The sequence below is a fragment of the Streptomyces sp. NL15-2K genome (assembly GCF_030551255.1).
Taxonomy (GTDB): domain Bacteria; phylum Actinomycetota; class Actinomycetes; order Streptomycetales; family Streptomycetaceae; genus Streptomyces.
Map to the genome: position 1 here is coordinate 7,838,710 of NZ_CP130630.1, position 21,140 is coordinate 7,859,849.

At 69.0% G+C, this 21,140-nt stretch carries 20 protein-coding genes and 3 pseudogenes; 10 read left to right on the forward strand and 13 right to left on the reverse strand.

The features are described 5' to 3' along the window. Window positions 1–104 precede the first annotated feature (104 nt). From Q4V64_RS35485 to Q4V64_RS55430, 4 genes and pseudogenes are all read left to right on the forward strand, one after another. Window positions 105–962: a helix-turn-helix transcriptional regulator gene (locus tag Q4V64_RS35485; protein ID WP_124444680.1), complete on the forward strand. Its 858-nt coding sequence runs from the start codon at window positions 105–107 to the stop codon at window positions 960–962. Then, window positions 959–1,153 carry a DUF397 domain-containing protein gene (locus Q4V64_RS35490; RefSeq protein ID WP_124444681.1) on the forward strand — a complete coding sequence of 65 codons (195 nt, stop codon included), beginning with the start codon at window positions 959–961 and terminating at the stop codon, window positions 1,151–1,153. Before Q4V64_RS35485 ends, Q4V64_RS35490 begins: the two co-directional genes overlap by 4 nt. Before the next feature lie 360 nt (window positions 1,154–1,513). Continuing rightward, window positions 1,514–3,082 (forward strand): HNH endonuclease signature motif containing protein, encoded by a 1,569-nt coding sequence (locus Q4V64_RS35495; protein WP_253267412.1) that lies wholly within the window; start codon window positions 1,514–1,516, stop codon window positions 3,080–3,082. A gap of 226 nt (window positions 3,083–3,308) precedes the next feature. Then, window positions 3,309–3,542, forward strand: a pseudogene (locus Q4V64_RS55430) (serine hydrolase); the annotation flags it as partial. Window positions 3,543–4,043: 501 nt separating this feature from the next. On the opposite strand, the pseudogene Q4V64_RS55435 reads toward Q4V64_RS55430, so the two are convergent. After that, window positions 4,044–4,308: pseudogene (locus Q4V64_RS55435) on the reverse strand (hypothetical protein); the annotation flags it as partial. Window positions 4,309–4,474: 166 nt separating this feature from the next. Here Q4V64_RS55435 and Q4V64_RS35505 point away from each other — a divergent pair. Next, window positions 4,475–6,565, forward strand: coding sequence for a zinc ribbon domain-containing protein (locus Q4V64_RS35505; RefSeq protein ID WP_303713680.1), 2,091 nt, complete (start codon window positions 4,475–4,477; stop codon window positions 6,563–6,565). Window positions 6,566–6,575: 10 nt separating this feature from the next. Here the strand turns inward: Q4V64_RS35505 and Q4V64_RS55440 are convergent. Further along, a pseudogene (locus Q4V64_RS55440) lies at window positions 6,576–7,174 on the reverse strand (hypothetical protein); the annotation flags it as partial. A gap of 157 nt (window positions 7,175–7,331) precedes the next feature. Between Q4V64_RS55440 and Q4V64_RS35515 the strand changes: the two are divergent. Together Q4V64_RS35515 and Q4V64_RS35520 are read left to right on the forward strand one after the other, a co-directional pair. Next, window positions 7,332–8,138 carry a polysaccharide lyase family 7 protein gene (locus tag Q4V64_RS35515; protein ID WP_124437456.1) on the forward strand — a complete coding sequence of 269 codons (807 nt, stop codon included), beginning with the start codon at window positions 7,332–7,334 and terminating at the stop codon, window positions 8,136–8,138. Between the two features lie 148 nt (window positions 8,139–8,286). Beyond that, on the forward strand, window positions 8,287–9,438 hold the full coding sequence (locus Q4V64_RS35520; protein WP_124437455.1) for a glutamate--cysteine ligase: 1,152 nt from the start codon (window positions 8,287–8,289) through the stop codon (window positions 9,436–9,438). A 30-nt stretch (window positions 9,439–9,468) separates the two neighbouring features. On the opposite strand, the gene Q4V64_RS35525 is transcribed toward Q4V64_RS35520, so the two are convergent. Further along, complete coding sequence (locus Q4V64_RS35525) at window positions 9,469–9,681, reverse strand: hypothetical protein (RefSeq protein WP_124437454.1); 213 nt, start codon at window positions 9,679–9,681, stop codon at window positions 9,469–9,471. Window positions 9,682–9,860: 179 nt separating this feature from the next. On the opposite strand from Q4V64_RS35525, the gene Q4V64_RS35530 reads away from it, so the two are divergent. Further along, the gene (locus tag Q4V64_RS35530) at window positions 9,861–10,283 is read left to right on the forward strand and encodes a CBS domain-containing protein (RefSeq protein WP_124437453.1); all 423 of its coding nucleotides are present in this window, start codon (window positions 9,861–9,863) and stop codon (window positions 10,281–10,283) included. A 118-nt stretch (window positions 10,284–10,401) separates the two neighbouring features. Here the strand turns inward: Q4V64_RS35530 and Q4V64_RS35535 are convergent, their stop codons facing one another. Beyond that, window positions 10,402–10,698 carry a hypothetical protein gene (locus tag Q4V64_RS35535; RefSeq protein WP_124437452.1) on the reverse strand — a complete coding sequence of 99 codons (297 nt, stop codon included), beginning with the start codon at window positions 10,696–10,698 and terminating at the stop codon, window positions 10,402–10,404. Between the two features lie 21 nt (window positions 10,699–10,719). Further along, window positions 10,720–10,899, reverse strand: a complete 180-nt coding sequence (locus Q4V64_RS55445) for a DUF2267 domain-containing protein (RefSeq protein WP_124437458.1) — start codon at window positions 10,897–10,899, stop codon at window positions 10,720–10,722. A gap of 156 nt (window positions 10,900–11,055) precedes the next feature. Here Q4V64_RS55445 and Q4V64_RS35540 point away from each other — a divergent pair, with 156 nt between their 5' ends. Beyond that, entirely contained in the window at window positions 11,056–11,268 is a 213-nt protein-coding gene (locus Q4V64_RS35540; protein ID WP_124437451.1) for a hypothetical protein, read from the forward strand. A 426-nt stretch (window positions 11,269–11,694) separates the two neighbouring features. On the opposite strand, the gene Q4V64_RS35545 is transcribed toward Q4V64_RS35540, so the two are convergent. The 4 genes from Q4V64_RS35545 to Q4V64_RS35560 form a co-directional block, all read right to left on the reverse strand. Then, on the reverse strand, window positions 11,695–12,072 hold the full coding sequence (locus Q4V64_RS35545) for a hypothetical protein (protein ID WP_124437450.1): 378 nt from the start codon (window positions 12,070–12,072) through the stop codon (window positions 11,695–11,697). A gap of 46 nt (window positions 12,073–12,118) precedes the next feature. Beyond that, complete coding sequence (gene grpE / locus Q4V64_RS35550) at window positions 12,119–12,733, reverse strand: nucleotide exchange factor GrpE (RefSeq protein ID WP_124437449.1); 615 nt, start codon at window positions 12,731–12,733, stop codon at window positions 12,119–12,121. Then, on the reverse strand, window positions 12,730–14,613 hold the full coding sequence (gene dnaK, locus Q4V64_RS35555; protein ID WP_124437448.1) for a molecular chaperone DnaK: 1,884 nt from the start codon (window positions 14,611–14,613) through the stop codon (window positions 12,730–12,732). Before dnaK ends, grpE begins: the two co-directional genes overlap by 4 nt. A 208-nt stretch (window positions 14,614–14,821) precedes the next feature. Then, window positions 14,822–15,187, reverse strand: coding sequence for a hypothetical protein (locus Q4V64_RS35560; RefSeq protein WP_124437447.1), 366 nt, complete (start codon window positions 15,185–15,187; stop codon window positions 14,822–14,824). Window positions 15,188–15,267: 80 nt separating this feature from the next. Between Q4V64_RS35560 and Q4V64_RS35565 the strand changes: the two genes are divergently transcribed. Then, entirely contained in the window at window positions 15,268–16,059 is a 792-nt protein-coding gene (locus Q4V64_RS35565; protein WP_124437446.1) for an SOS response-associated peptidase, read from the forward strand. Window positions 16,060–16,225: 166 nt separating this feature from the next. Here Q4V64_RS35565 and Q4V64_RS35570 read toward each other — a convergent pair whose 3' ends face one another. From Q4V64_RS35570 to Q4V64_RS35585, 4 genes are all read right to left on the reverse strand, one after another. Then, window positions 16,226–16,996: a class I SAM-dependent methyltransferase gene (locus tag Q4V64_RS35570; protein ID WP_348540815.1), complete on the reverse strand. Its 771-nt coding sequence runs from the start codon at window positions 16,994–16,996 to the stop codon at window positions 16,226–16,228. A gap of 81 nt (window positions 16,997–17,077) precedes the next feature. After that, a complete protein-coding gene (locus Q4V64_RS35575; RefSeq protein ID WP_124437444.1) occupies window positions 17,078–18,280 on the reverse strand; it encodes an aminotransferase class V-fold PLP-dependent enzyme in 1,203 nt (400 codons plus the stop codon). A 4-nt stretch (window positions 18,281–18,284) separates the two neighbouring features. Beyond that, window positions 18,285–19,628, reverse strand: coding sequence for a pyridoxal-phosphate dependent enzyme (locus tag Q4V64_RS35580; protein WP_124437443.1), 1,344 nt, complete (start codon window positions 19,626–19,628; stop codon window positions 18,285–18,287). After that, on the reverse strand, window positions 19,625–21,124 hold the full coding sequence (locus Q4V64_RS35585) for a Y4yA family PLP-dependent enzyme (protein WP_253266722.1): 1,500 nt from the start codon (window positions 21,122–21,124) through the stop codon (window positions 19,625–19,627). The genes Q4V64_RS35580 and Q4V64_RS35585 overlap by 4 nt, the downstream gene beginning before the upstream one ends. Window positions 21,125–21,140 lie beyond the last annotated feature (16 nt).

Sequence of the window (21,140 nt, forward strand, 5' to 3'; positions counted from 1 at the left end):
GGAATCCTTCGGTACGCAGGGTGTGCGTACCGGTACGGACGGTGTCCTGTACGGGGTGTCGGCCGTGACCTGGTTGGGGCGTAGGACAGCAAGGCGGGTGCGACATGACGGTGACGGAGCCGCAGGAGACGTACGACGAGGGTGAGCAGGCCAGTGACCTGAACCGGGCGATCGGCAAGCAGGTCAAGGTACTTCGGGAGCAGGCCGGCCTCACGCAGAAGGAGCTGGGGGACCGGCTCGGGTATAGCGAGGATCTGATCTCGTCGCTGGAGCGGGGGAGACGTACGCCACAGCGGGAGTTCTTGGACGCGGCGGACGAACTGCTGGACGCCAGGGGCCTGTTGAACGCCACGGTCGAGGATGTGGAGAAGGCCAAGGCGAAGGCGAGGGTTCGGCATCCGGCTTGGTTTCGGGACTACGCGCGGCTGGAGCGAGAAGCCGTCGAGATCAACTTCTACAACAACCATGATGTCCCTGGCCTGTTGCAGACTGAGCGGCGGACCCGCGCACTGTACGAGATGCGCAAGCCGCTGTTGGACGAGGAGACCATCGAGCAGCGGGTGTCCTCGCGGATGGCCCGTCAGGAGATCCTGACCGGTTGGCCTCCGCCCATGGTCACCGCCGTCATCGAGGAAGTGGTTCTGCGGCGCTGCCTTGGCGGCCAGGAGATCCACAGAGAGCAGCTCGAACAACTGCTCAAACTCGGACGGTTGCGCAACGTGGAGCTCCAGGTGATGCCCACGGAGCGCTTGGAGCACGCCGGGATGGGCGGTCCTTTCGTGCTGCTCACGCCGAAGGGCAAAGCCCAGATGGGATACACCGAGGCGCAGAACTCCAGCCGACTGATCACGGACCCTGAGGAAGTACGTATCCTGGCGGCACGGTACGGCAGCATCAGGGCCCAGGCGCTCACCATGCGGGAGTCCCTCGCCCTGATCGAGGACTTGCTGGGGGAACGATGAGCACTGCGGAACCCGCGCGACTCGCTTGGTTCAAGAGCAGCTACAGCGGCAATGAGGGCGGCGAGTGCCTCGAAGTCGCTGCAACTCCCGGCACCGTCCATGTCCGCGACTCGAAGGCCCCCACCCGCGCTCAGCTGGCCTTCGCCGCCTCAAAGTGGGCCGCGTTCGTACAGTACGCGGCCCAGGGGTGACGCACGGGTGGGAGCGGGGCCCACAGCGCCTACGCACTGCAGAGGACGAGTCAGTCGGTGGCATGCGCCCGCACCCAGGGACTCGAACACCATCAACAGTTCACTGACGGCGCCTAGCGAACACTCCACTCGCGGGACGACGGAGTAGCTGCTCTCCCGGAAGCACGCCACCGCGAAGCGATCATGGTGTAAGCAAGGCTGTGGACGTGCGTCGGCGAGCTTGCAGCGTCAAGTAAACCCGTGCGGCGCATAGCAGGACGTTCGCCTGATGTCGTTCAGGAGTGGGGGAGTATGGGTACACCACGGATCCCAAAGCCTAAGGATTCCACGCAAAGAGAACTCTGGCGCAGAGCAAACGGCATGTGCCAAAAGTGCGGCTGTGAGCTAGATCCCGGAAGGCGGGGGCCTGCACCAACCGCTGAGGTGGCACACATCAGGGCCCTCCGCAATGGCGGCGCGCGTGCAGTGCCGGGCTTGTCGATAGAGGAAAGAAACTCGATTGACAACCTTATTCTCCTTTGTCCGCAATGCCATGACCTTGTGGACAAGGATGAGGGGAAATACACGATTTCTGCTCTGCTGAAGATCAAAGCAGAGAATGAGGAGCGGGCGGCCGCTTTGAGGCAATCTGGGCAGTCGTGGAGGATGCGATTCGCCTCTATTGACTACCTCAACCTTCCTCGCGTTGCCGCTATGCCAGGCGCGAACGTGTTATTGAAGGCTGCCGAAGAGGTGAGTCTCGATATAGAGCGCCCGTTTCGCGAGCAGGGGGCTACCTCCGGATTCTTCATAGCGAAGATTCATCCACTTTTCGCTGTATGGGATGCTCGGGCGACGCAACTCACGGATGAGACCGTAGCTCATGTGCAGCACGGTCAAATGGTTGCATTCGAGCAATCGATGCGTGCCCGTAACACATCCTCGCTGCCTGTCATGCCGAAGTCCATGTCATGGGAAAATGCTCCTCAGCTTGTATGCACTGTCGGCAAGCGGAAAGTGCGCATCCGATTTGATGCGGATTGGATAACTACTGCAACGCCTGTTGTCGACATAAAGAGCGCGGCGCGTCGATCCGTGGTATACGCCGGCCTGGGCCAGGTTGTGGGCATCACAGACACAGAAATCTTCGTGTCGGCCCGTCTCTTCGGCCAACCGCAGACATCGGAAAGCGCCATGTGGGACTATCTTAAGTCGTCGCGTAATCCAGGTCCGGATACTCTACTCGTAGACGATTTCGTGAACGAGTTATCCACGTTGCAGCAACCTCCATCTAAACCCGTCTTGAATCACGGAGCGACGGAATTGAAGACTGTAGCACTGCACTTCGACGAAGATGCGGTAATTCCTGAGCAGATAGAGCGAGAGCTGTTTGCGCAGATTCTTCGCGTCGTGCCAGAGTTTCGCCGTGATGTCCGAGTGGCTGTCTACAGCATGCCGCTAACCAGAGTCGCAAAGAGCGGCGTCATCGTGCCAAGTGATGTCGCGGTCGGAATATTGGCTGCGAAGCGCGATCTTTGGAAGACACTTGCCGTTCCGGAGATGACGACTCTCATTCACTACAAGAATGTCGCTATCGCCAAGGTGGAGGGAGTCTCCATCCAGCAGGCCGACGACCTGCACTCGGTAATGAAGGAGGTGTCGTCAAGTTATGCGGGCGCGGTAGAGGTAGATCTCGAACTGGATGCCCATCGTCTCATATATGAGGATGTCGCCCGCTATAGGCTTGTGCAATCCGACTTGCGCCTTCTATGGAGCGAGCTTGAGCGTGCCCTATCTGGTGATGACATTGATGACAAACTCAGTGAGTGGGAAGCGTCAGGCCTATTTGGTCAGGTCAGTTGGGAAGACGGTCCTGGTCTTCACGATGCCGAGATTCGCGCGCTAGGGAATGAATTCGTCCGATGGTTGGCAGAGGATGACAATCGCTGAGCGGCGGATGTGGATGCTGGACCGTGAAGTGCAACATCTAATGAGAGGCTCCTCGGCTTCGCGCCAACTGACCTTACGCGACAGTCACGAAGTCACAGCCTGGGCTTCACGGAATACAGCAGCGCCGAACTCGGTCGCAGCCTGCGCCCGCAGTGCCGCGGCCAGCGCTTCGTCTGCCTTGACAGAGGCAATCTCAGACCAGCACTGCGCAATCTGCTCATCCAAGATGGCGCAGCGCCCGATCTCTTGGAGTGATCCGCTGCCTTCCGACTGTTCAGCGGGTCCCTGCAAGGGACTGAAGTGGACTGCACTGTGGTGGCCGGAGTTCGCCGCGAACGGCAAGGCGGAGATCCCGGTGCGCTGGCTGTTGTCCCACCAGGCCGGCTTGGTCGCGCTGGACCAACCGGTACCGCTGACCGAGGCGCTGGCCTGGAAACCGATGCTGGCCTCGGTACGGTCGTGTCGATCAGGCTCAGCAGCGGCAACGGGTCCCAGGATGCGACCCCCCAGGCCGCGCACAACCCCTTCGCCACAGCGGCGTCGAGGGCGGCGCACGCCTGTACCAGCGCGTCCTGGTTGTGAATACGCGGAGTGAATGCCGGTCCTCATGGTCCGCGCCGGCTTGCTGGTCCGAGCCAGAACGCTCGACGCCGCGGATGCCCTCACCAAGAGGTGGGGCCTGGGCGGCGGCGACGTGTGGGGCATGAGCCCTTTCGGAGGCAGCACCAGCGCCCCGGTGTGGGCCAGGATCGACCCACGCGTCTTCCTCCGTGACAGCATCCAACTCTCGTGCATACAGGCGGCGTTCAGAGCCGCCTATCACCTCCCCCAAGCCGACTCCGTCGCCGTGGGCACCGATGATCCCGCCCATCTGGGCGAACTCGTCGGTGCCCTGGCGGCCGAGGTCGAGGAGCGAACCGTCCAGGAGTATCGGAGTCTCCTTCGGAACCGCTCGCGAGGGTCAGCCCTCCTGAAGCTCCTTAATGACCTGCTCGGCCATGCGCCGGGCGGGTTCCAGCCGGGGGTCTTCCGGGTGCGCGTACGGCCCGAGGATCTTCGAGCAGGCGAACAACGTCATCAGTTTGCCGTCCCGGCTCTCGAAGTCGGACCGGCGCTCGTGCCGTACGCGATCGGCCAGAGCCGGGACAGCAAGGGAACTCGCCCCATAGGGAGGCCGAATCCAACCCCAGCGGTGCGCTACCCCAGTCCTCCCAGTCGAAGAGGGTCACTAACAGCGGACCGATTGGCTTGGGTTTCCTTGGTGTTGCTGTGATTCTTCCGGTCTCATCGGGGTTCTTGCGGTTGCTGCGTGACCTTTCCGGGCGGGGTGCGTTGTGTAAGTGAGTTCGATGATCGGACAGCGGTTCTGGGTGGCTGGGCGGGGGTGACAGGGTGCGGCGGAAGGTCGAGCTGGGTGAGGGGCAGGCGGCGCGGGTGGCGTGCGCGTCGGCGTGCGCGTTCCGTGGCCTGGATGCCGTCACCGGCGAAGCCCTGGGCGCCGATGCGCTGGCCGGGAGGGTGGGCTGGCTGACGGCCCTGGTCGAGAGCATGTGTGCCGAAGTGACCGGCACCCGCTGGAACCGCCCGGACCTGGCCCGGCTCGCCTGCGGGCGGGACCGGTCGGGGCAGCGGCTGCCGTCGAACGCGTGGATGGCGCTGCGGATGCTGGGCTGGGCGGCGACTGCCCCGGAGGGGGTGTACGTTCCTGACCGGGTGCGGCGGGTCGCCGAGGAGCAGGCCGGGCGGGCGCTGCGCTCGGCCTGGTGGCGTACGCAGATCACCGACGCGGTACTGGCCACCTGGCCCACCGGCCCCGACGCCGATCCGATGCGGCGCACCGGGGCCGAGTGGGAGGCGCTGCGGGCCGCCTGTCCGGACGGGCAAGCGGTGGCGGCCTCGGTGCTGCGCTCCCGTACCCGGCAGGTGGCCGCCTTCCACACCACGCATGGTCGGCTGCCCGCCGACCTGTGCGAGCTGGAGGCGGCGCCGGGCGGCGGCCGTCAGGTGGTGCTCGCCGCCGCCGACAAACAGCTGGCCACGCTGGCCCGCTGCGAGGACGACCCGGCCCGCTACGCGGTGCTGACCGTGCGCCTGCCGGTGCGGCCCGACCCCCGCACCCGCGCCGACTGGCACCCCGTGGTGATCCGGTTCCGGCTGCCGCCCACCATCCCCGTCACGGCCGCCCTGCACGCCCCGACCCTGCGCCTGCGCGGCGGACGCCTGCGCCTGGACGTCGCCCACACCACCGCCGTGCCCACGACCCGGCGGGACGGGCATGTGCGGGCGGTGGCCTTCGACTACGGGCTGAACACCCTGCTCACCGGCGGGACGCTGACCCTGGCCGGCGGCGCCCAGCCGGCCGTGCACACCGACGCCCGCCCCGTCTTCTTCCGTGCGGACGGGGTGCTGGCCAAGGCCGACCGGCTGCGCATCCAGGCCGAACAGCTCTGGGCCAAGGCCGCCCACCTGCAGTCCCTGACCGACGGCCGCACCGCATCCGGGCTGCGCCCCGATCCGCTCACGGCGGCGAAGCTGGCGGTGCTGCGCACCGAGCACGCCCGGGTGAGCAAGCGTCGTACGCGGCTGAACGAGCAGCTCGCCAAGGCCGCCGCCCACTTCATGGTCGGCCACGCCCGCGCCGCAAGAGCGTCGGTGATCTACCTGGAGGACCTGCGAGACATGGAGGCCCGGGGCAAGGGCCGCACCCTGAACACCCGCCTGTCCAGCAGTGTGCGCGGGCAGATCGTCACCCACACCCGCCACCAGGCCGCGAAATACGGCATCGCGGTAGTCATCGTCCCCGCCCGCGGCACCTCCAGGTACTGCCCCACCTGCCTGAGCGTCTTCCGGCACCGCGCCGCCCCCGACCGCACCACACCGGGCTGGAAATGGGCGAGCTGCCCCGACACCGCCTGCGGCTACAGCACCGACCGGGACGTCGCCGCCTGGCAGCGGATCGGCGCCCGCGGCCTGCAACACCAGCACACAACCGTCCTGGACCGCGCGAGTGGCACCTACGTGATCCGCCGCACGGCCCCGGAGCTGGACCGGCCGGTCCGGCACACCACCCACCCCAGGCCCGCCATCCCCGACGGTACGCGGCAGCAGTCCGCTGTTGCCGTGGACCGGACGAAGGCGGGACCGACGAGAAACCGCCCTGTGCCCAGGCAGCGACGCAGGGTCCCCGCCCCACCCACAACACCCGCAGCGCAGACCGCCGTTGCGGGCCCGGGTGGAAAGCGTCCGGCGGGGCGGATGCCCCAGTCACCCACCCACCGCACCCAGCGGCGGCGCAGGCGGCAGGCACCGCACACGATGAGCACCCCCACCCGGCACCAGCCACGTGGGGCCAGACTCGGCGCAGGCTTCCACCTGCACACCCACGCCACCCCCGTCACACGACCGGTACGGCCAGGGACACAGCCGAGATCACTTTTCCACCGGAGCTGGGCCGACAACCCAGCCCCACCCAGGAAAACCTAAGCTCATCCGTGACGCTGAATGTCGGCGCGGTCATGTTCGCCCAATTCAGGTCCGCGTGGGCCGGCACCCACCGCTCCACAGTCGTATCGAAGTCGCCGGAGAAGACACCACGGATGGACTCGGTGACGAGGGCCTGGGTGATAGTGACGGTGTCCGGTGTGGCGACCCGCCCAGTGTCCTGTGCCGCCAGGGCGTCCAACGAGGCGTTCAAGGCCTCCCACCAGTCGTCCGGCAGTCCGGGACTTCACTCAGGATGGCGCTTCCGACGGGAGCCCCCGGCAGAAGCTCAGTTTCATCCGCCCGCCACATCACCGGCTCGTCCGTGTCCCGCCAGACCACACATCCGTGCCACTCGGGCTGGGCGATGCCTTCCAGACGCGCTGCACTCTCAGTGCCGTTCTACTCCTGATCGGGGATCTTGTCGAGCAAGCGCCGCTCGATGCGCACCCAGGTGTCGCGGACTGTTCTGGCCCCCACGGACCGGCGTTTGCGCACCAACGTATCCGGGAGCAAGCGCACTTGCAGCGACCGCTCGACGCGATCAAGAACCTCGTCAACCGGCTGTACCCGTAGATCAATAGTCTGACCGGTGGAGACCGAGAGCGTCATGGATGCGACCGTAGCAGTGGTGCGGCGAGAGGTGACGGATGTGAGGTCCCCGCCCTCTGCCGACCGCGATGGGCAGCGGCTCCGGGACCGGTCCCGACAACGACGACTACGGTTCACGGCGGCCCGAACCGTACCCCCCACAGGGAGGAAACCCTCCATGCCAAGCACCCGGACCTGCGTGCTGGCGGGCGTCACCGCGGTGGTCTCGACCGCCGTACTCACGCTGTCCGCCCAGGCCGCCACCCAGGCCGCCACCCAGCCCGACACTTCGGCCGCGCACGAGCGGGCGGCCGCCCGGTGCTCGTCCCCGTCCGAGATCCTGGACCTGACCGACTGGAAGCTGACCCTGCCCACCGGCGAGGACGAGGATCCCACCGAGATCACCCAGCCCGAGCTGGCGACCTTCTCCGCCGCTCCCTGGTTCCAGGCCGACGCCGCCTGCGACGCGGTCCGCTTCCGGGCCGCCGTCAACGGAGTGACGACGGGAGGCTCCAGCTACCCGCGCGCCGAGCTGCGGGAGATGACCAACGGCGGCGAGGACGAAGCCGCCTGGTCCACCACGGAGGGCACCCACACCCTCGTGGTCACCGAGGCGTTCACGGCGCTGCCCAAGGAGAAGCCCCAGGTGGTCGGTGCGCAGGTGCACGGCGGGGACGACGACGTCACGGTCTTCCGCCTCGACGGCAGCAAGCTCTACATCACCGACGGCGACGACAGCCGCCACCACCTCGTCACCGACGACTACGAGCTGGGCACCGAGTTCGAGGCCAAGTTCGTGGCGGAGGACGGCGAGATCGACGTGTACTACAACGGGAAACCGCAGACCACGATCTCCCACGACGGCGACACCAATTACTTCAAGGCAGGCGCCTACACGCAGGCCAACTGCGACAACTCCGACCCGTGCGCCGACGGGAACTACGGCGAGGTCCGCATCTCCGGCATCGAGGTCACCCACTCCTGACCGGCGCACGGCGCTTACGTGCGCAGTAGCCGGGCACTTGGACTCCACAGCGTCCGCCCGGGCCATCCGCGGGCGCTGAGACACCCGACAGGCGGGCGGGGCAGGCGGGTGGTGAGTCAGGGACCGGCAGGGGGCCTGAGGAGAGACCGTGACCGTCCGCATAGGAGTAGAAGAAGAGTTCCACCTGGTCGACGTCGAGAGCGGGCTGCTCGTCCCACGCGCCGGAGCGGTCCTGGACCGGATACGCCGACCCGAGTTCACGACCGAACTGCAGCAGTCGGCCGTGGAGTGGAACAGCGAGGTCCACACCTCCCTGGGCGCTCTCCACGCCGACCTCGCCCGGGCACGGCGGCGGCTGGACGCGGCGGCCTCCGCGCTGGGAGCGGCCGCGGTGGCGGCCGGGACCGCGCCGCTGGCCCGGGTGACGGGCGAGGACATCACCGCCGCTCCCCGCTACCGGCACATGGCCGACGCATACCGCAGGGTCGCCGACGAGCAGCTGATCTGCAGCGCGCAGATCCACGTCGACGTACCCGACCGCGACACGGCCGTACGCGCCATGTGCGCGGTATCGCCCTGGCTGCCGCCCCTGCTGGCCCTGTCCGCCAGTTCCCCCTTCTGGCTCGGCATGGACACCGGCTACGCCAGCTGGCGCACGATGGTGTGGCAGCGCTGGCCCACCGCGGGCCCGGTGGGCTGCTTCGCCGGGGCCGCGGACTACGACGCCGCCGTGGACGGGCTGATCCGCACCGGGGTGATCAGTGACGCGGGCATGGTCTATTACGACGTACGGCCTTCCACGCATCTGCAGACGCTCGAGATGCGCATCTGCGACGCCTGCCCGCGCACCGAGACGGTGGTTCTCATCGCCGGGTTGTTCCGTGCCCTGGTCCGGGACGCCTGTGAACGGTCGGCGGAACCCGACGCCGACGTGTGCGACGGCAAGCACGACTGGCTGCGTGGCGCCGCCTGGCGGGCGGCGCGCTCGGGTCTGGAAGGAGACCTCATCGAACCGGTCACCCGCCTTCCGGCGCCCGCCCCCACGGTGCTGCGCGGGATGGCCGAACGGCTGCGCCCGGCCCTGGAAGCCTCCGGTGACCGCGACACCGTGTCGGACCTGCTCGAGGACGCCCTGGCGGCGGGCAGCGTCGCCCACCGGCTGCGCCGCGTGGCGGAGGCGGACGGCTTGCTCGCCGGCGTGGATCTGCTGGTCACCGAGACACGGGGCGGGCGCGGCCGACGCCGACGGCCGGCGCCCGCCGTCCGCAGAGCCGTCGCCACGAACGTGGGTGGTCCCTAGGCCCTGTCGTCAATTTTCCGCCCGCCGGCGTCACCGGGCGCAGCCGACGTCCAGCACTTCGACCACGTCACCGTGAATGGTGTACACGAGCCAGCACCATTCACCGAACGCCGCGGCCAGATTCGGGACCTGGATCTTCGGGTCCTCGGCCACAGCCTCGATGAGCGTGATGATCTCCTCGTGCACGCTGTCCGGAACGTCGAACAGTGCGTTGGCGGCCTGCTGGACCAGTTCGACTTTCATGTCGCCCTCCCGCGGACGGCAGGAGCAGCACGTATGAAGCTGTGCACTAAACACGATAAATCCGCCGGCTCGGCTGAGTAACCGGAACGCATCCGCGTGAGCCGCACGGCCGGCCGGGTACTCGGTCCAGGACCGAAACCGCTGGGGGGATTCCGCATGATCCGGTGAAGGAGGATCCGATGGCTCAGCAGGTTCGGGAAGTCATGACGACAGACCCCGTGGCGGTATCGCCGCAGACGCCGCTGGTCGAGGTCGCGCGTCGGATGCGGGACGAGAACATCGGTGACGTACTGGTCATCGAAGAAGACCATCTGCGCGGTGTGGTCACCGACAGGGACCTGGTGGTGCGGGCTCTCGCCGAGGGAGCCGACATCAGCAGCAAACCGGTGCGGGAGGTCTGCAGCGCGGAGACGATCACCGTCTCTCCGGACGACGACGTGGACCGCGCGATCCAGCTGATGCGGGACCGGGCGATTCGCCGGCTGCCGGTCGTGGAGGAGGAGGACCGGCCGGTGGGCGTCATCTCGCTGGGCGACCTCGCCGTCGAACGCGACCCGCGATCGGCGCTCGGCGACATCAGCGCCGCCGACCCCAACCGGTGAGGCACCCACGGATCAACCGTCCCGACCTCACAAGGTCACAGCACCCGGCGGGCGGACATTCCCTCACGGAATGCCCGCCCGCCGGCACGTTCAGGGCGGCGGCCCCGCTCTCCCGCGGCTACCGCTGGGGGATGGCGAGTTCACGGCCGCGATAGAAGCCTTCGCGCTCCTCGGCGACGTACGGGGCCATGTTCGCGCGCCGCTGGGCCTCCGGCTCGGAGGCCCGCCAGGAGTCGCATGCCTCCTTGGAGTCCCAGAACGACACCCCGGTGATCTCCTGTCCGTCCTCGGACCAGTACGCGAAGGCGCGGCGCATGCCCTCCGGGTGGGTCGTCGGCTGCCATGCCCTCTCGAACTCCTCCAGGGTGCCCGGCCGCAGGCGGCGCGTGGTGACCCAGACGACGTGCTCCTCCATCGACGGCTCCTCCGTTCTCCCTCAGGTGACGCTGCCGGTGCTTCCGGCGAAGAGAATCCGGGCGAGTTCGTCGTCCAGCGACTGGCGGACCTTGCTCATGAGGCCGCCCTCGGTGGCCTCGCCGACGACCTCGACGACGCTACGAGCCTCGTGGGTGGCCTTGGCCGCGTCGGCGCCCGCGCGCTGGGCGACGCGGCGCAGAGGCTCCTTCCGGCTCCCGTATCTCGCTCACGTCCTCCGTTACCAGCATCGCGCCGATGCCTTCCTCGCGCATACGGCGGCCGCCATCGGGGGGTCTGCCTACGGGTGGCCGCGGCCGGGATGCGGATGCTGTCGGCCGCGGGTCAGGCTGGTGGCATGTCCGAGCGCCGTGTGATCGTTTTCCCGCCGTCCGAGACCGGAGGCCGCCAGGTGGACGTCGACGGAGAGATTCTCGGCACCGCGTACAGCCTGCACGACCTGACCGTGTTGCTGCGCGACGCCGGCCTGCCGAACTGGGACGAGGTGGACGTTGCCGAGTCGGGCCTCATCGAGTGGCACGGGGGAGGGCCGGAGGTGTGGAAGCCATGAACGCGCGCGACGGGGCTGAACGCGCGCGACGGGCATGAACGCGTGCGACGGGCGTCCTGGTCAGCTTCGTGAACGATGCCAGGCCAGGATGGCAGAGGTCCAGATCATGCCGACCATCTGCTCCGCGGTCGCCTCACCGGCTCCTGGGGCCAGGTTGTTCGGCGATCCTTCCACCGGCCGGGCGGGTGGGTACGCGGGCGCGGCGTCATGAGGCAGACCGGCAGCACGATCGACCGAGGACTCCCTCACAGCATGCATCTCCTTCGATCCCAGCCGGTGCCTGCGGCGGGTCACGCTACCCGCCCTTGCCCACTGAGCCCGGCACGGACGACACCGTGGCGCGGTGCGATTCATCCGGTCGGCCGACCGGATGCCGCGCCGGCGGTGGAAGTTCTCCGATTTCCAACCCGGTGCGGGCGGCCCTCGTCAGTGGTCGGCCGAGGAGTGCGTGTCCTGCCGTGGCTGCTGGTGGGCGTCCGCTTCCAGCGGTGGTGCGCCGTACCGGTCGGGGCGGTGTTCCCCGGGTGTCGCGATTTTGTAGCGGGGCCTGCCGGCGGCTCCGGGGGCGAGGGGTACCGCCCGGCGGGCGGCGAGGCGGCCCACCCAGCGCCGGCCGCAGATGGGGCAGGCCGGAGCCCCCTGGGGGTCGTAGGGGGACGGGGTGCCGTGCCCGTCACGGGTGAAGTACTCCCACTCGTCCCCGTACTCGTCGCGGTAGAACTGCACGTCGTAGTCGACGCTCCACTTGTGCCAGCAGTGGCCGCAGGTGAATTCGACGCGTTCCACGGCGAGCTCGGTGATCATCGGCTTCCTCCCTTCGCGTGTGGTCGCGCTGTGTACTCGAGCCGCGTCACATCCCACCGTCGCCGGGCGGCGTTCCCGACCCTGTGCCCGGAACCGGCGGTTCGGTCACCTCCGCCTGCGCGGGCCGCAGCAGCTGGTCGCCGAGTCGGTAGCCGGGGCGGAGGATCGTGGTGCAGGTGGGCCGTTCGACGTGGCCGGCGCGCAGGCAGAAGACGGCCTCGTGCAGGGCCGGGTCGAAAGGGTCTCCGGGCGTGCCGAAGGCTTCCAGGCCCAGCGCCGCGAGTTCGCTCTCCAGCAGGTCCGCGACCCGCTGGAAACCGCCCGTGACCTCACCGTGCTTGCGGGCCTCGTCCAGGGCGTCGAGCACCGGCACGAGACCGGCGAGCACGTTGGCCACCGCGATCTCGCCGACGGAGCGGCGGTCGCGGCGGACCCGCTTGCGGTAGTTGTCGTACTCGGACTTCAGCCGCTGCAGGTCCGCCGTCCGCTCCCGCAACTGCCTGCGCAGCACATCGGTGTCGGAGGGCGCCGCCTGCCGGGGGGACTCGAGGTCGCCGCGGCGCCGCAGCTCCAGCGTTCCGCCCGGCTTGCGCCGGTCTTCGCCCCGGACGATCGCCAGCGGGCGTTCGCCAGGCCGGTGGGTCTCGTCGGCGCGGGTCATCCAGCACCCTCCTGCCGCTTGTCGTCATCGACGATCTCCGCGTCCACGACGTCCTCGTCCTGGCCCGTGTCACCTGCCGCGGTGCCGCCCGCACCGGCCGCGGCGGACTGCCCGCCCTGGGCCTGGGCGTACATGGCGGTGCCGACCTTCTGGGCCGCCGCCATCACCTTCTCCGTCGCCTGGCGCAGGGTAACCGTGTCCTCGCCGTCGGCCGGCTTGGCCTTGAGGGTCTCCTTGAGCTCCGACAGCGCGGTCTCGACCTCGCCCTTCACGTCCGTGGGGATCTTGTCCGCGTTGTCGGCGAGCAGCCGTTCGGTCTGGTAGGCGACCTGCTCGGCCTGGTTGCGGGTCTCGGCGGCCTCCCGCCGGCGCCGGTCCTCCTCGGCGTGCTGCTCGGCCTCGCGCATCATGCGGTCGATGTCCTGCTTCGGCAGGGCGGAACCGCCGGTGACCGTCATGCGCTGTTCCCGGCCCGTGCCGAGGTCCTTCGCGGTGACGTGCATGATGCCGTTGGCGTCGATGTCGAAGGAGACCTCGATCTGCGGGACGCCGCGCGGCGCCGGCGGCAGACCGGTCAGCTCGAACATCCCGAGCTTCTTGTTGTACGCGGCGATCTCGCGTTCGCCTTGGTAGACCTGGATCTGCACCGACGGCTGGTTGTCCTCGGCCGTCGTGAAGATCTCCGAACGCCTGGTCGGGATCGTCGTGTTCCGCTCGATGAGCTTCGTCATGATGCCGCCCTTGGTCTCGATACCGAGGGACAGCGGCGTGACGTCGAGCAGCAGGACGTCCTTGACCTCGCCCTTGAGGACACCGGCCTGCAGGGCGGCGCCCACGGCCACGACCTCGTCCGGGTTGACGCCCTTGTGCGGGTCCTTGCCGGTCAGTTCCTTCACCAGCTCCGTGACGGCGGGCATGCGGGTCGAACCGCCCACCAGGATCACGTGGTTGACGTCGGCCAGCTTGATCCCGGCGTCCTTGACGGCCTGGTGGAAGGGACCCTTGCAGCGCTCCAGCAGGTCCGCGGTCAGCTGCTGGAACTGGGCCCGGGTGAGCTTCTCGTCCAGGTGCAGCGGACCCTCGGCGGACGCGGTGATGTAGGGCAGGTTCACCGTGGTCTCGGTGGACGACGACAACTCGATCTTCGCCCGTTCGGCGGCCTCCCGCAGCCGCTGGACGGCCATCTTGTCCTTGGTCAGGTCCACGCCGTAGTTGTTCTTGAACTGCTTGGCGAGGTGGTCGACGATCCGCTGGTCCCAGTCGTCGCCGCCCAGGTGCGTGTCGCCGTTGGTGGCCTTGACCTCGACCACGCCCTCGCCGATCTCCAGGAGCGACACGTCGAAGGTTCCACCGCCCAGGTCGAAGACGAGGACGGTCTGGTCGTTCTCCTTGTCCAGCCCGTAGGCCAGGGCCGCGGCCGTCGGCTCGTTGATGATGCGCAGCACCTTCAGGCCGGCGATCTCCCCGGCCTCCTTGGTCGCGGTGCGCTGGGAGTCGTTGAAGTACGCCGGTACGGTGACGACCGCCTCGGTGACGTCCTCGCCCAGGTACGCCTCCGCGTCCCGCTTGAGCTTCTGCAGCACCCGTGCGGAGATCTCTTGGGCGGTGTACCGCTTGCCGTCGATGCTTCCTGTGTCGGGGAACCGCCAGGCCGCCTCGCCGATGTGACGCTTGACGGAGCGCACGGTCCGTTCCACGTTCGTGACGGCCTGTCGCTTGGCCACCTCACCGACCAGCACTTCGCCGCTCTTGGCGAAGGCGACCACCGACGGCGTCGTCCGCGCGCCTTCCGTGTTGGTGACGACCGTGGGCTCCCCGCCCTCCAGCACGCAGACCACCGAGTTCGTCGTACCGAGGTCGATTCCCACTGCACGTGCCATGGTCCTCTCCTCCCTCCGCGTCCTATGAAAGTGAATAAGAACTAACGCCCTAGATTGTCAAGAAATTCCGTTCTGCGCCTGGTTGTTGTCAATATGACCCCTTTTGCTGACCATCTCGGTGGCCGAGGCGGTCAAGCCCCGCAAGATCGAGATCAGCCGCGCCGAACAGAAGGAACTCGGCGCCTGACCACCCGGGCAACGGCCCAGGTCATGGCCTCTCGCCCACCCGTCGGTGCCGGATGTCCCGCACCACCTCACCGTCGGGCTCCGGTGCGCTGACGGCCAGGCGGGCGAAGGGTGCGGACGGCCACAGGTCCACGACGACCACAGGTTCGTCGGCGCGCACGGCGACGAAGTCCCTGCCGTGGGCGTGGCGCCGCTCTCCCAGGCAGTGACCGGGACGGCACACGCCGCCCCGCGGCGTGCCGCGCAGGCTGCGCCACCAGTCCGGCTCGATCCTCACGTCCTTCACGTCCGCCACAGACACTCGCACCTCCCGGCGCCGGGCCAGGAGCCGCTCCCGCCAGGACAGGCGGAGCACGAGGTCCTCGTCTTCCAGTACCAGCCGGGCCACGGATGCCGCCTCCCTCGACACACCTCTGGACGGATATCGACCACTATGACCTGTTCCGGGTTCGGTGGCACAGTGGCGGTATGTGCGGCCGGTACGTCTCCACCCGTAGCCCGGAGGACCTGGTCCAGATGTTCCGGGTCACCGAATGGCGCCCGGAGGAGGCGCTGGCGCCGAACTGGAACGTGGCCCCGACCGACGACGTGTGGGCCGTTCTGGAGCGCACCCCGCGCGACGAGCGAGAGTCCGCGTCCGTGCGGAGGGAGCTGCGGCCGCTGCGCTGGGGCCTGGTGCCGTCCTGGGCGAAGGACCCGAAGATCGGCTCACGGCTGATCAACGCGCGGGTCGAGACCGTGCACGACAAGCCCGCCTTCCGCCGCGCCTTCGTCAAGCGCCGCTGCCTGCTGCCGGCCGACGGCTTCTACGAGTGGGAGCAGACCAAGGGGAAGAACAAGGGGGAGGACAAGGGGAAGGACAAGGGGAAAGACAAGACCAAGGGCACCGGCAAGGCCCGCAAGCAGCCCTACTTCATCCATTCCGCCGACGAGCCGGTGATGGCGCTCGCCGGGCTGTACGAATACTGGCGTGACCCGGCGGTGAAGCGGGACGACGACCCCGCCGCCTGGCTGCTGACCTGCACGATCCTCACCACCGAGGCCACCGACGCGGCCGGCCGCGTGCACCCCCGCATGCCACTCGCCCTGACGCTCGATCACTACGGCGCCTGGCTCGACCCCCACCGCCAGGACCCGGACGAACTGCGCGCGCTGCTGACCCAACCCGCGAACGGCCACTTGCAGGCCCGGCCCGTCTCCGCCGCCGTCAACGACGTCCGCAACAACGGCCCGCAGCTCCTGGACGAGGTCTCTGTGTAGCCGATCCGACGAGGGCCCACGCCGGGCAGACAGGCGACGGGGGGTTGCGCCTGCCTGCCCTTGCGCGTGCACACCCACTCACGGGGGGAAAGCGGGTGCCGCGGGGCCCATGGCCCACTCCCCACAGCGCAGCGACCAGCCGAGGTGTCACACTCCGGCGCCCGGGTCATTCCTTGAGCGCGACGAGGACGTGGCTGTCGCCGACCTGCCAGACCGTGGTGATGTGGCGAAAGCCCGCCTGCCGCAGCAGTTCGATGTGGCGGGTGAGTGTCAGGTCGTTGTCGTTCCCGTCGTGGTTGCCGAGTGCGGCCTGTCGCTTCTCGCGTTCGGTGAACAGGTCGGTCAGTTCCGGGGCCCGGGCGGCCGCGCTCCACCAGGACTCCCAGTCCTCGTGGTCGCGTGTGCGGGATCGTTCGGCTCGTCGTCGCCCCACATGGGCGGTGAGTTCCGAGCACCGCCGGTCGTCCAGGGGGAAGTGGTCGCCGTTGACGAGGGCGCCCCCCGGTCGCAGCAGGCTCGCCAGCCGGCGGTAGGTCCGCAGCAGGGTCTGTTCCGAGAGGTAGTGGAGGGCGGTCGTCGAGACGGCCGCGTCCAGGGGGCGGTCCAGGGCGAGGGCGTCGGTCCATCCGCTGTCCCCGATCACGGTGTCCACATAGCGTGCGGCTTCCGCGTGATGGGTCCGGCCGAGCTCCAGGAGCACCGGGTCCATGTCCACGGCGACGATCTCCGTGTCCGGCAGCCTCGCGGCGAGCCTGGCGGCCAGCGATCCCGGGCCGCAGCCGAGGTCGAGGAGCAACGGCCGGGACCGGTGGGCCGCGACGTGCTCGACGACGTCGGCGATGACTCTGAAGCGCTCCTCGCGGGCGATGGCGTAGTGCTCCTGCTGGCGTTCCCAGCGCTCCACCCACAGTTTGGCCGTTTCCATGCTTACGCCCATGGGTTCGCGTCGCCTCTTCCGTCCGTCGACCGCCGGCTACGCTCAGAACCTATCGACTATTGGAAACGATTTCCATTCACGCTACTCCTCCAGGGTCGCCAGCACGGTCAGCAGACGGTCGACCTCCCGCACCGTGTTGTACACATGGAGACTCACCCGCACCGAGCCGTCCCGCCTGTCCGCACCGGCCTGGCACAGACTGTCGGCCCGGACCATGAAGCCTTGGTCGTACAGGATGAAGCCCAGGTCGTCCGACGGGATGTCGCGATGCCGGAAGGTGACGATGCCGTGGCGCCGCTGGACGGCGGAGTCGGCGGCCAGGCTGGCCTGGCAGCCCAGGACCTCGTAGGGGTCCAGGCGGCGGAGCCCCTCGGTGAGCCGGGCCGTGAGGGCCGTGGTCCAGCGCGCGATGCGGTCCGTGCCCGCGGCCTCCAGCCAGTCGAGTGCGGCCTCCAGGGCGGCGATGCCCACGGTGTTGGGGGTGCCGTCCCAGCCGCCGGGCCGGAACTCGGGCCCGCGCCCCGGTGCGTTGCGGGCCCAGACGGCCCCGGAGCCGGGCAGGGCCAGCGCCTTGTGGCCGGAGAAGACCAGGAAGTCCACGTCGAGCCGGTCCACGGACACGGGGAGGTGGCCGATGCTCTGGGCGGCGTCGAGACAGATCGGGACGTCCGGGCCGACGGCCTCGCGGATGCGGTGCACGTTCATGTCGCCGCCGTAGACGTGGTGGACGTGGGTGGCGGCGACGAAGCGGGTGCGCGTGCCGACGGCCCCGGCCAGCGCCCGGTGGTCGTAGTCGCCGGACGACTCCTGGTACGGCAGCTCCCGCAGGTGCACCGTGACGCCCTGCCGCGCCAGCAGTCGCTGGGCCTCCAGCCAGGGGTCCAGGTTCGCCCGGTGGTCGGCGAAGGGAACGAGGATCTCGTCGCCGTCCGAGACAAGGCCGGGGAGCCAGTCCCGGGCGACGGTCCGCAGTCCCTCGGTGGTGCCGCTGGTGAAGTGGACGCCCGAGCGCTCCGGTTCGGGGTCGCCGAGGAACTCCTTGACGCGCTGCCGCGTCCGTTCCACCAGTGCCGTCGTGTGGTTGGCCCACGGATAGCTGCCGCGCCCGGCGTTGGCGTTGGACGTCGTCAGATACGTCTGTACGGCATCGAGGACGGCCCGCGGCTTCTGCGAGGTGGCCGCGCTGTCCAGGTAGGCCACATCGGGGTGTGCGGCGATGATCGGGAACTGCTGCCGCAGCTCCCGCTGCCATTCGGCCAGCTCGTTCAGTTCGGTGCCGGGCACGGAGTCAGTCCCTCACCAGCGGGGCGCCGGCGTCACGCCACGCCACGATCCCACCGGACAGACTGCGCACGTCGGGATGGCCCATGCGGGTCAGCAGCGCGGCATAGCGGGCCGACTTCTCGCCGATCGGGCAGGCGAGCAGCACCGGCTGCCGTTTGCTGAACGGCAGGCCGCCGCGCAGGAGTTCCTCGAACAGCTCGTCGGCGATGTTGACCGAGCCGTCGATGTGCAGCACGGCGTACGCGTGCGGCCCGCGCAGGTCGACCACGAGGGGCCGCGGCCGGCCGTCCTCGATCCACCGCCGCGCGTCCGCCGTGCCGATGACCGTGGCAAGCTGTCGCACCTCGGCATCGGAGAGGGCCGCGGCGGAGTTCTTCCGGGGCGGCCGGCCCAGCAGCTCGGGGCGGCGCTGCCGTACGTAACTGAGGTAGCTCTCGGCGCGGTCGCAGACGATGAAGACCGCCGTCCGCCGCTCGGCCGCCCCGGCTTCCGCCAGTTCCGCGTCCACCGTACGGAGATGGCGTACCGCGCCCTCATAGGCGGCGCCGCCGGTCGGTCCGGCCAGCAGTCCGCAGCGGCGGATCAGCGTCAGCATCCCGTCGATGGCCTCACCAGCGGTCACCGACTCGATCGTGTCGTACGTCGCCGGGTCGAACAGGCCCACCTGGTGTACCTCGTCGATGGTGCGGATGCCGGGGATGAAGTCCGACTTGTGGGCGACGAGCCCGACCACCCGTACGCCGGGGTCCTGTTCGCGCAGTACCCGGGCGACGCCGGTGGAGGAGCCGGCCGTGCCCACGCAGGCGATGAACCAGTCCGGCGCCCGCCCGTCCAGGTCCTTGACGATCTCCGGGCCGGTGCCCGTGGCGTGGGCCTCGGTGTTGCGCGGGTTGAAGTACTGGTCGGTGTGCAGATACGCGTTCTCCGGCCCGGCGAGCGCCTGGTGGAAGCGGGTCAGCGGGTCGTCGGTGTCGGTCGGGTCGAGGCACTCGCTCTGCCCCGGCAGCTCCTCGATCTCCGCACCGAGCAGCAGGAGCAGTTCCTTGATCTCCGGCACCCGCATCCGGTTGGTGACGCTCTTGAACTTGAGGCCGTGCATCCCCGCGAGCAGGGCGAGGGCCTTGGCCGTGTTGCCGCTCGACAGCTCCACGACCGTCTCACCGCGCTCCGCCGCCGAGGCGAGAGCGGGGCGGGCCATGTTCCAGGCGGCCCGGTCCTTGACCGAGCCGAAGGGGTTGAGCATCTCCAGCTTGGCGTACAGGTCGATGTGGCTCAGGCCGTGCACGGCCGGGTCGATCCGCACCAGCGGCGTGTTGCCGATGGCCTCCGTGATGCTGTCGTACCTCATGAGAACGGTCCCCCCACTCCCGTGATCGGCCAGTACTCCTCGTCCAGGCACCAACGCCAGGAGTCCCCGTCCCGGGTGACGGCGACCGTGCGGGCTACCGGCTGCCGCTGCGCGTGGTGGGCGTGGAAGTCCATCGCGTAACCGGCGGTGTTCGCGAAGGCCAGCAGATCTCCCGCGCGTGGCAGCCGGGGCAGGAAGACCTTGCGGCGCGTGATCAAATCGGCCTCCAGGCACAGGTTGCCGGCCAGATAGACCCCCACCGGTCCGTCGTCGTCGGCGTCGCTCCGCGCTCCAGGGCGGGGGACGAGAACCGGATCGACGAGAACACCGTGCTCCTCCAGGCTCACGTCACCGGCGTTCATGCCGAGGCGGACCAGAAGGTCACCCGAGTCCTGGCCGGTACGGCGCACGTCGAGCACCCGCGCCAGCGACAGTCCGCACTGGTCGACCAGCGCCCTGCCCGGTTCGCAGGCGAGGCCGTAGAGGTGCTCCAGGAGCAGGGTGGCCAGCGGCCGGCCCGAGGTGGGGGCGGGGTGGGCCAGCAGTTCGTCGAGGTATCCGGGTCCCGCGGTGGGCCGGTGGGCCGGGTAGAGCGCCGGCGCCCCGCGCAGTGTGCCGCCCTCGTTGCGCCACCCGTAGCCGTGGCCGCGCCAGGTCATGGCGGGGCTGGTCCCGAGCACGGCCTCGGCGAGCTCGGTGGTGTAGCGCTCCCACTGACCGGCGTCGGCGACATAACCGACTCCGAAGCCGCCGCCGATGTCGATCACGCGCGGGTCCATTCCGCGGGCGCGGCACTCGTCCATGACGGTGACGCAACTCTCCAGGGCTACGGCCTTCTCCGCGACCCCGGTGGTGTCCAGGTGGTAGGCGACCCCCGTCAACCGGACCGCGTCCCCGTGCCGTTCGACCGCGTCGAGCAGGGCGTCCACCTCCCGCACCGGCGAGCCGAAGCGGCTGCGCCGGAAGAGCACCCGCGTGCCCGACGCGGCGGACGCGGAGGCTTCGAACTCCGACAGGCGCAGCAGGACGTCCGTCCGGGGCAGGTCGTACTGCCGTATCAGCCCGGCCAGTTGGTCGAGCTCGGCACGGGAATCGATGTTCACACTGGCGCCTGTGCGGGCGGCCAGCCACAGGAACTCGGGGTCCTTGGGGCCGGTGGCCATGATCCGGTCGGAGGTGAAGCCGCACTCCAGCGCGTGCCGCAGCTCGCTCAGCGAGGCCACGTCGATGCCCGCGGCGGCCGGGGCGGTCGCCGTCAGTCGCCGCGCCAGGCTGGACGCCTGGTTCGCCTTGTGCGCGAAGTACACCCGGCCGGTGAGGTGGTGCTCGCGGTAGACGCCGCGGAACGCCGCGACGTTCTCCACGATCCGGTCGGGCACCAGCACGTTGAGCGGTGAGCCGAGGGCGTCGGCGAGGGAGTGGAGAAAGGGCGCGGCTGCCAGCAGCGAGTCGAGCGGTGGCTCCAGCCGTGGTTGCAGGTACAAGGGCGCACGCACGGCAGGTCCCCTTTCC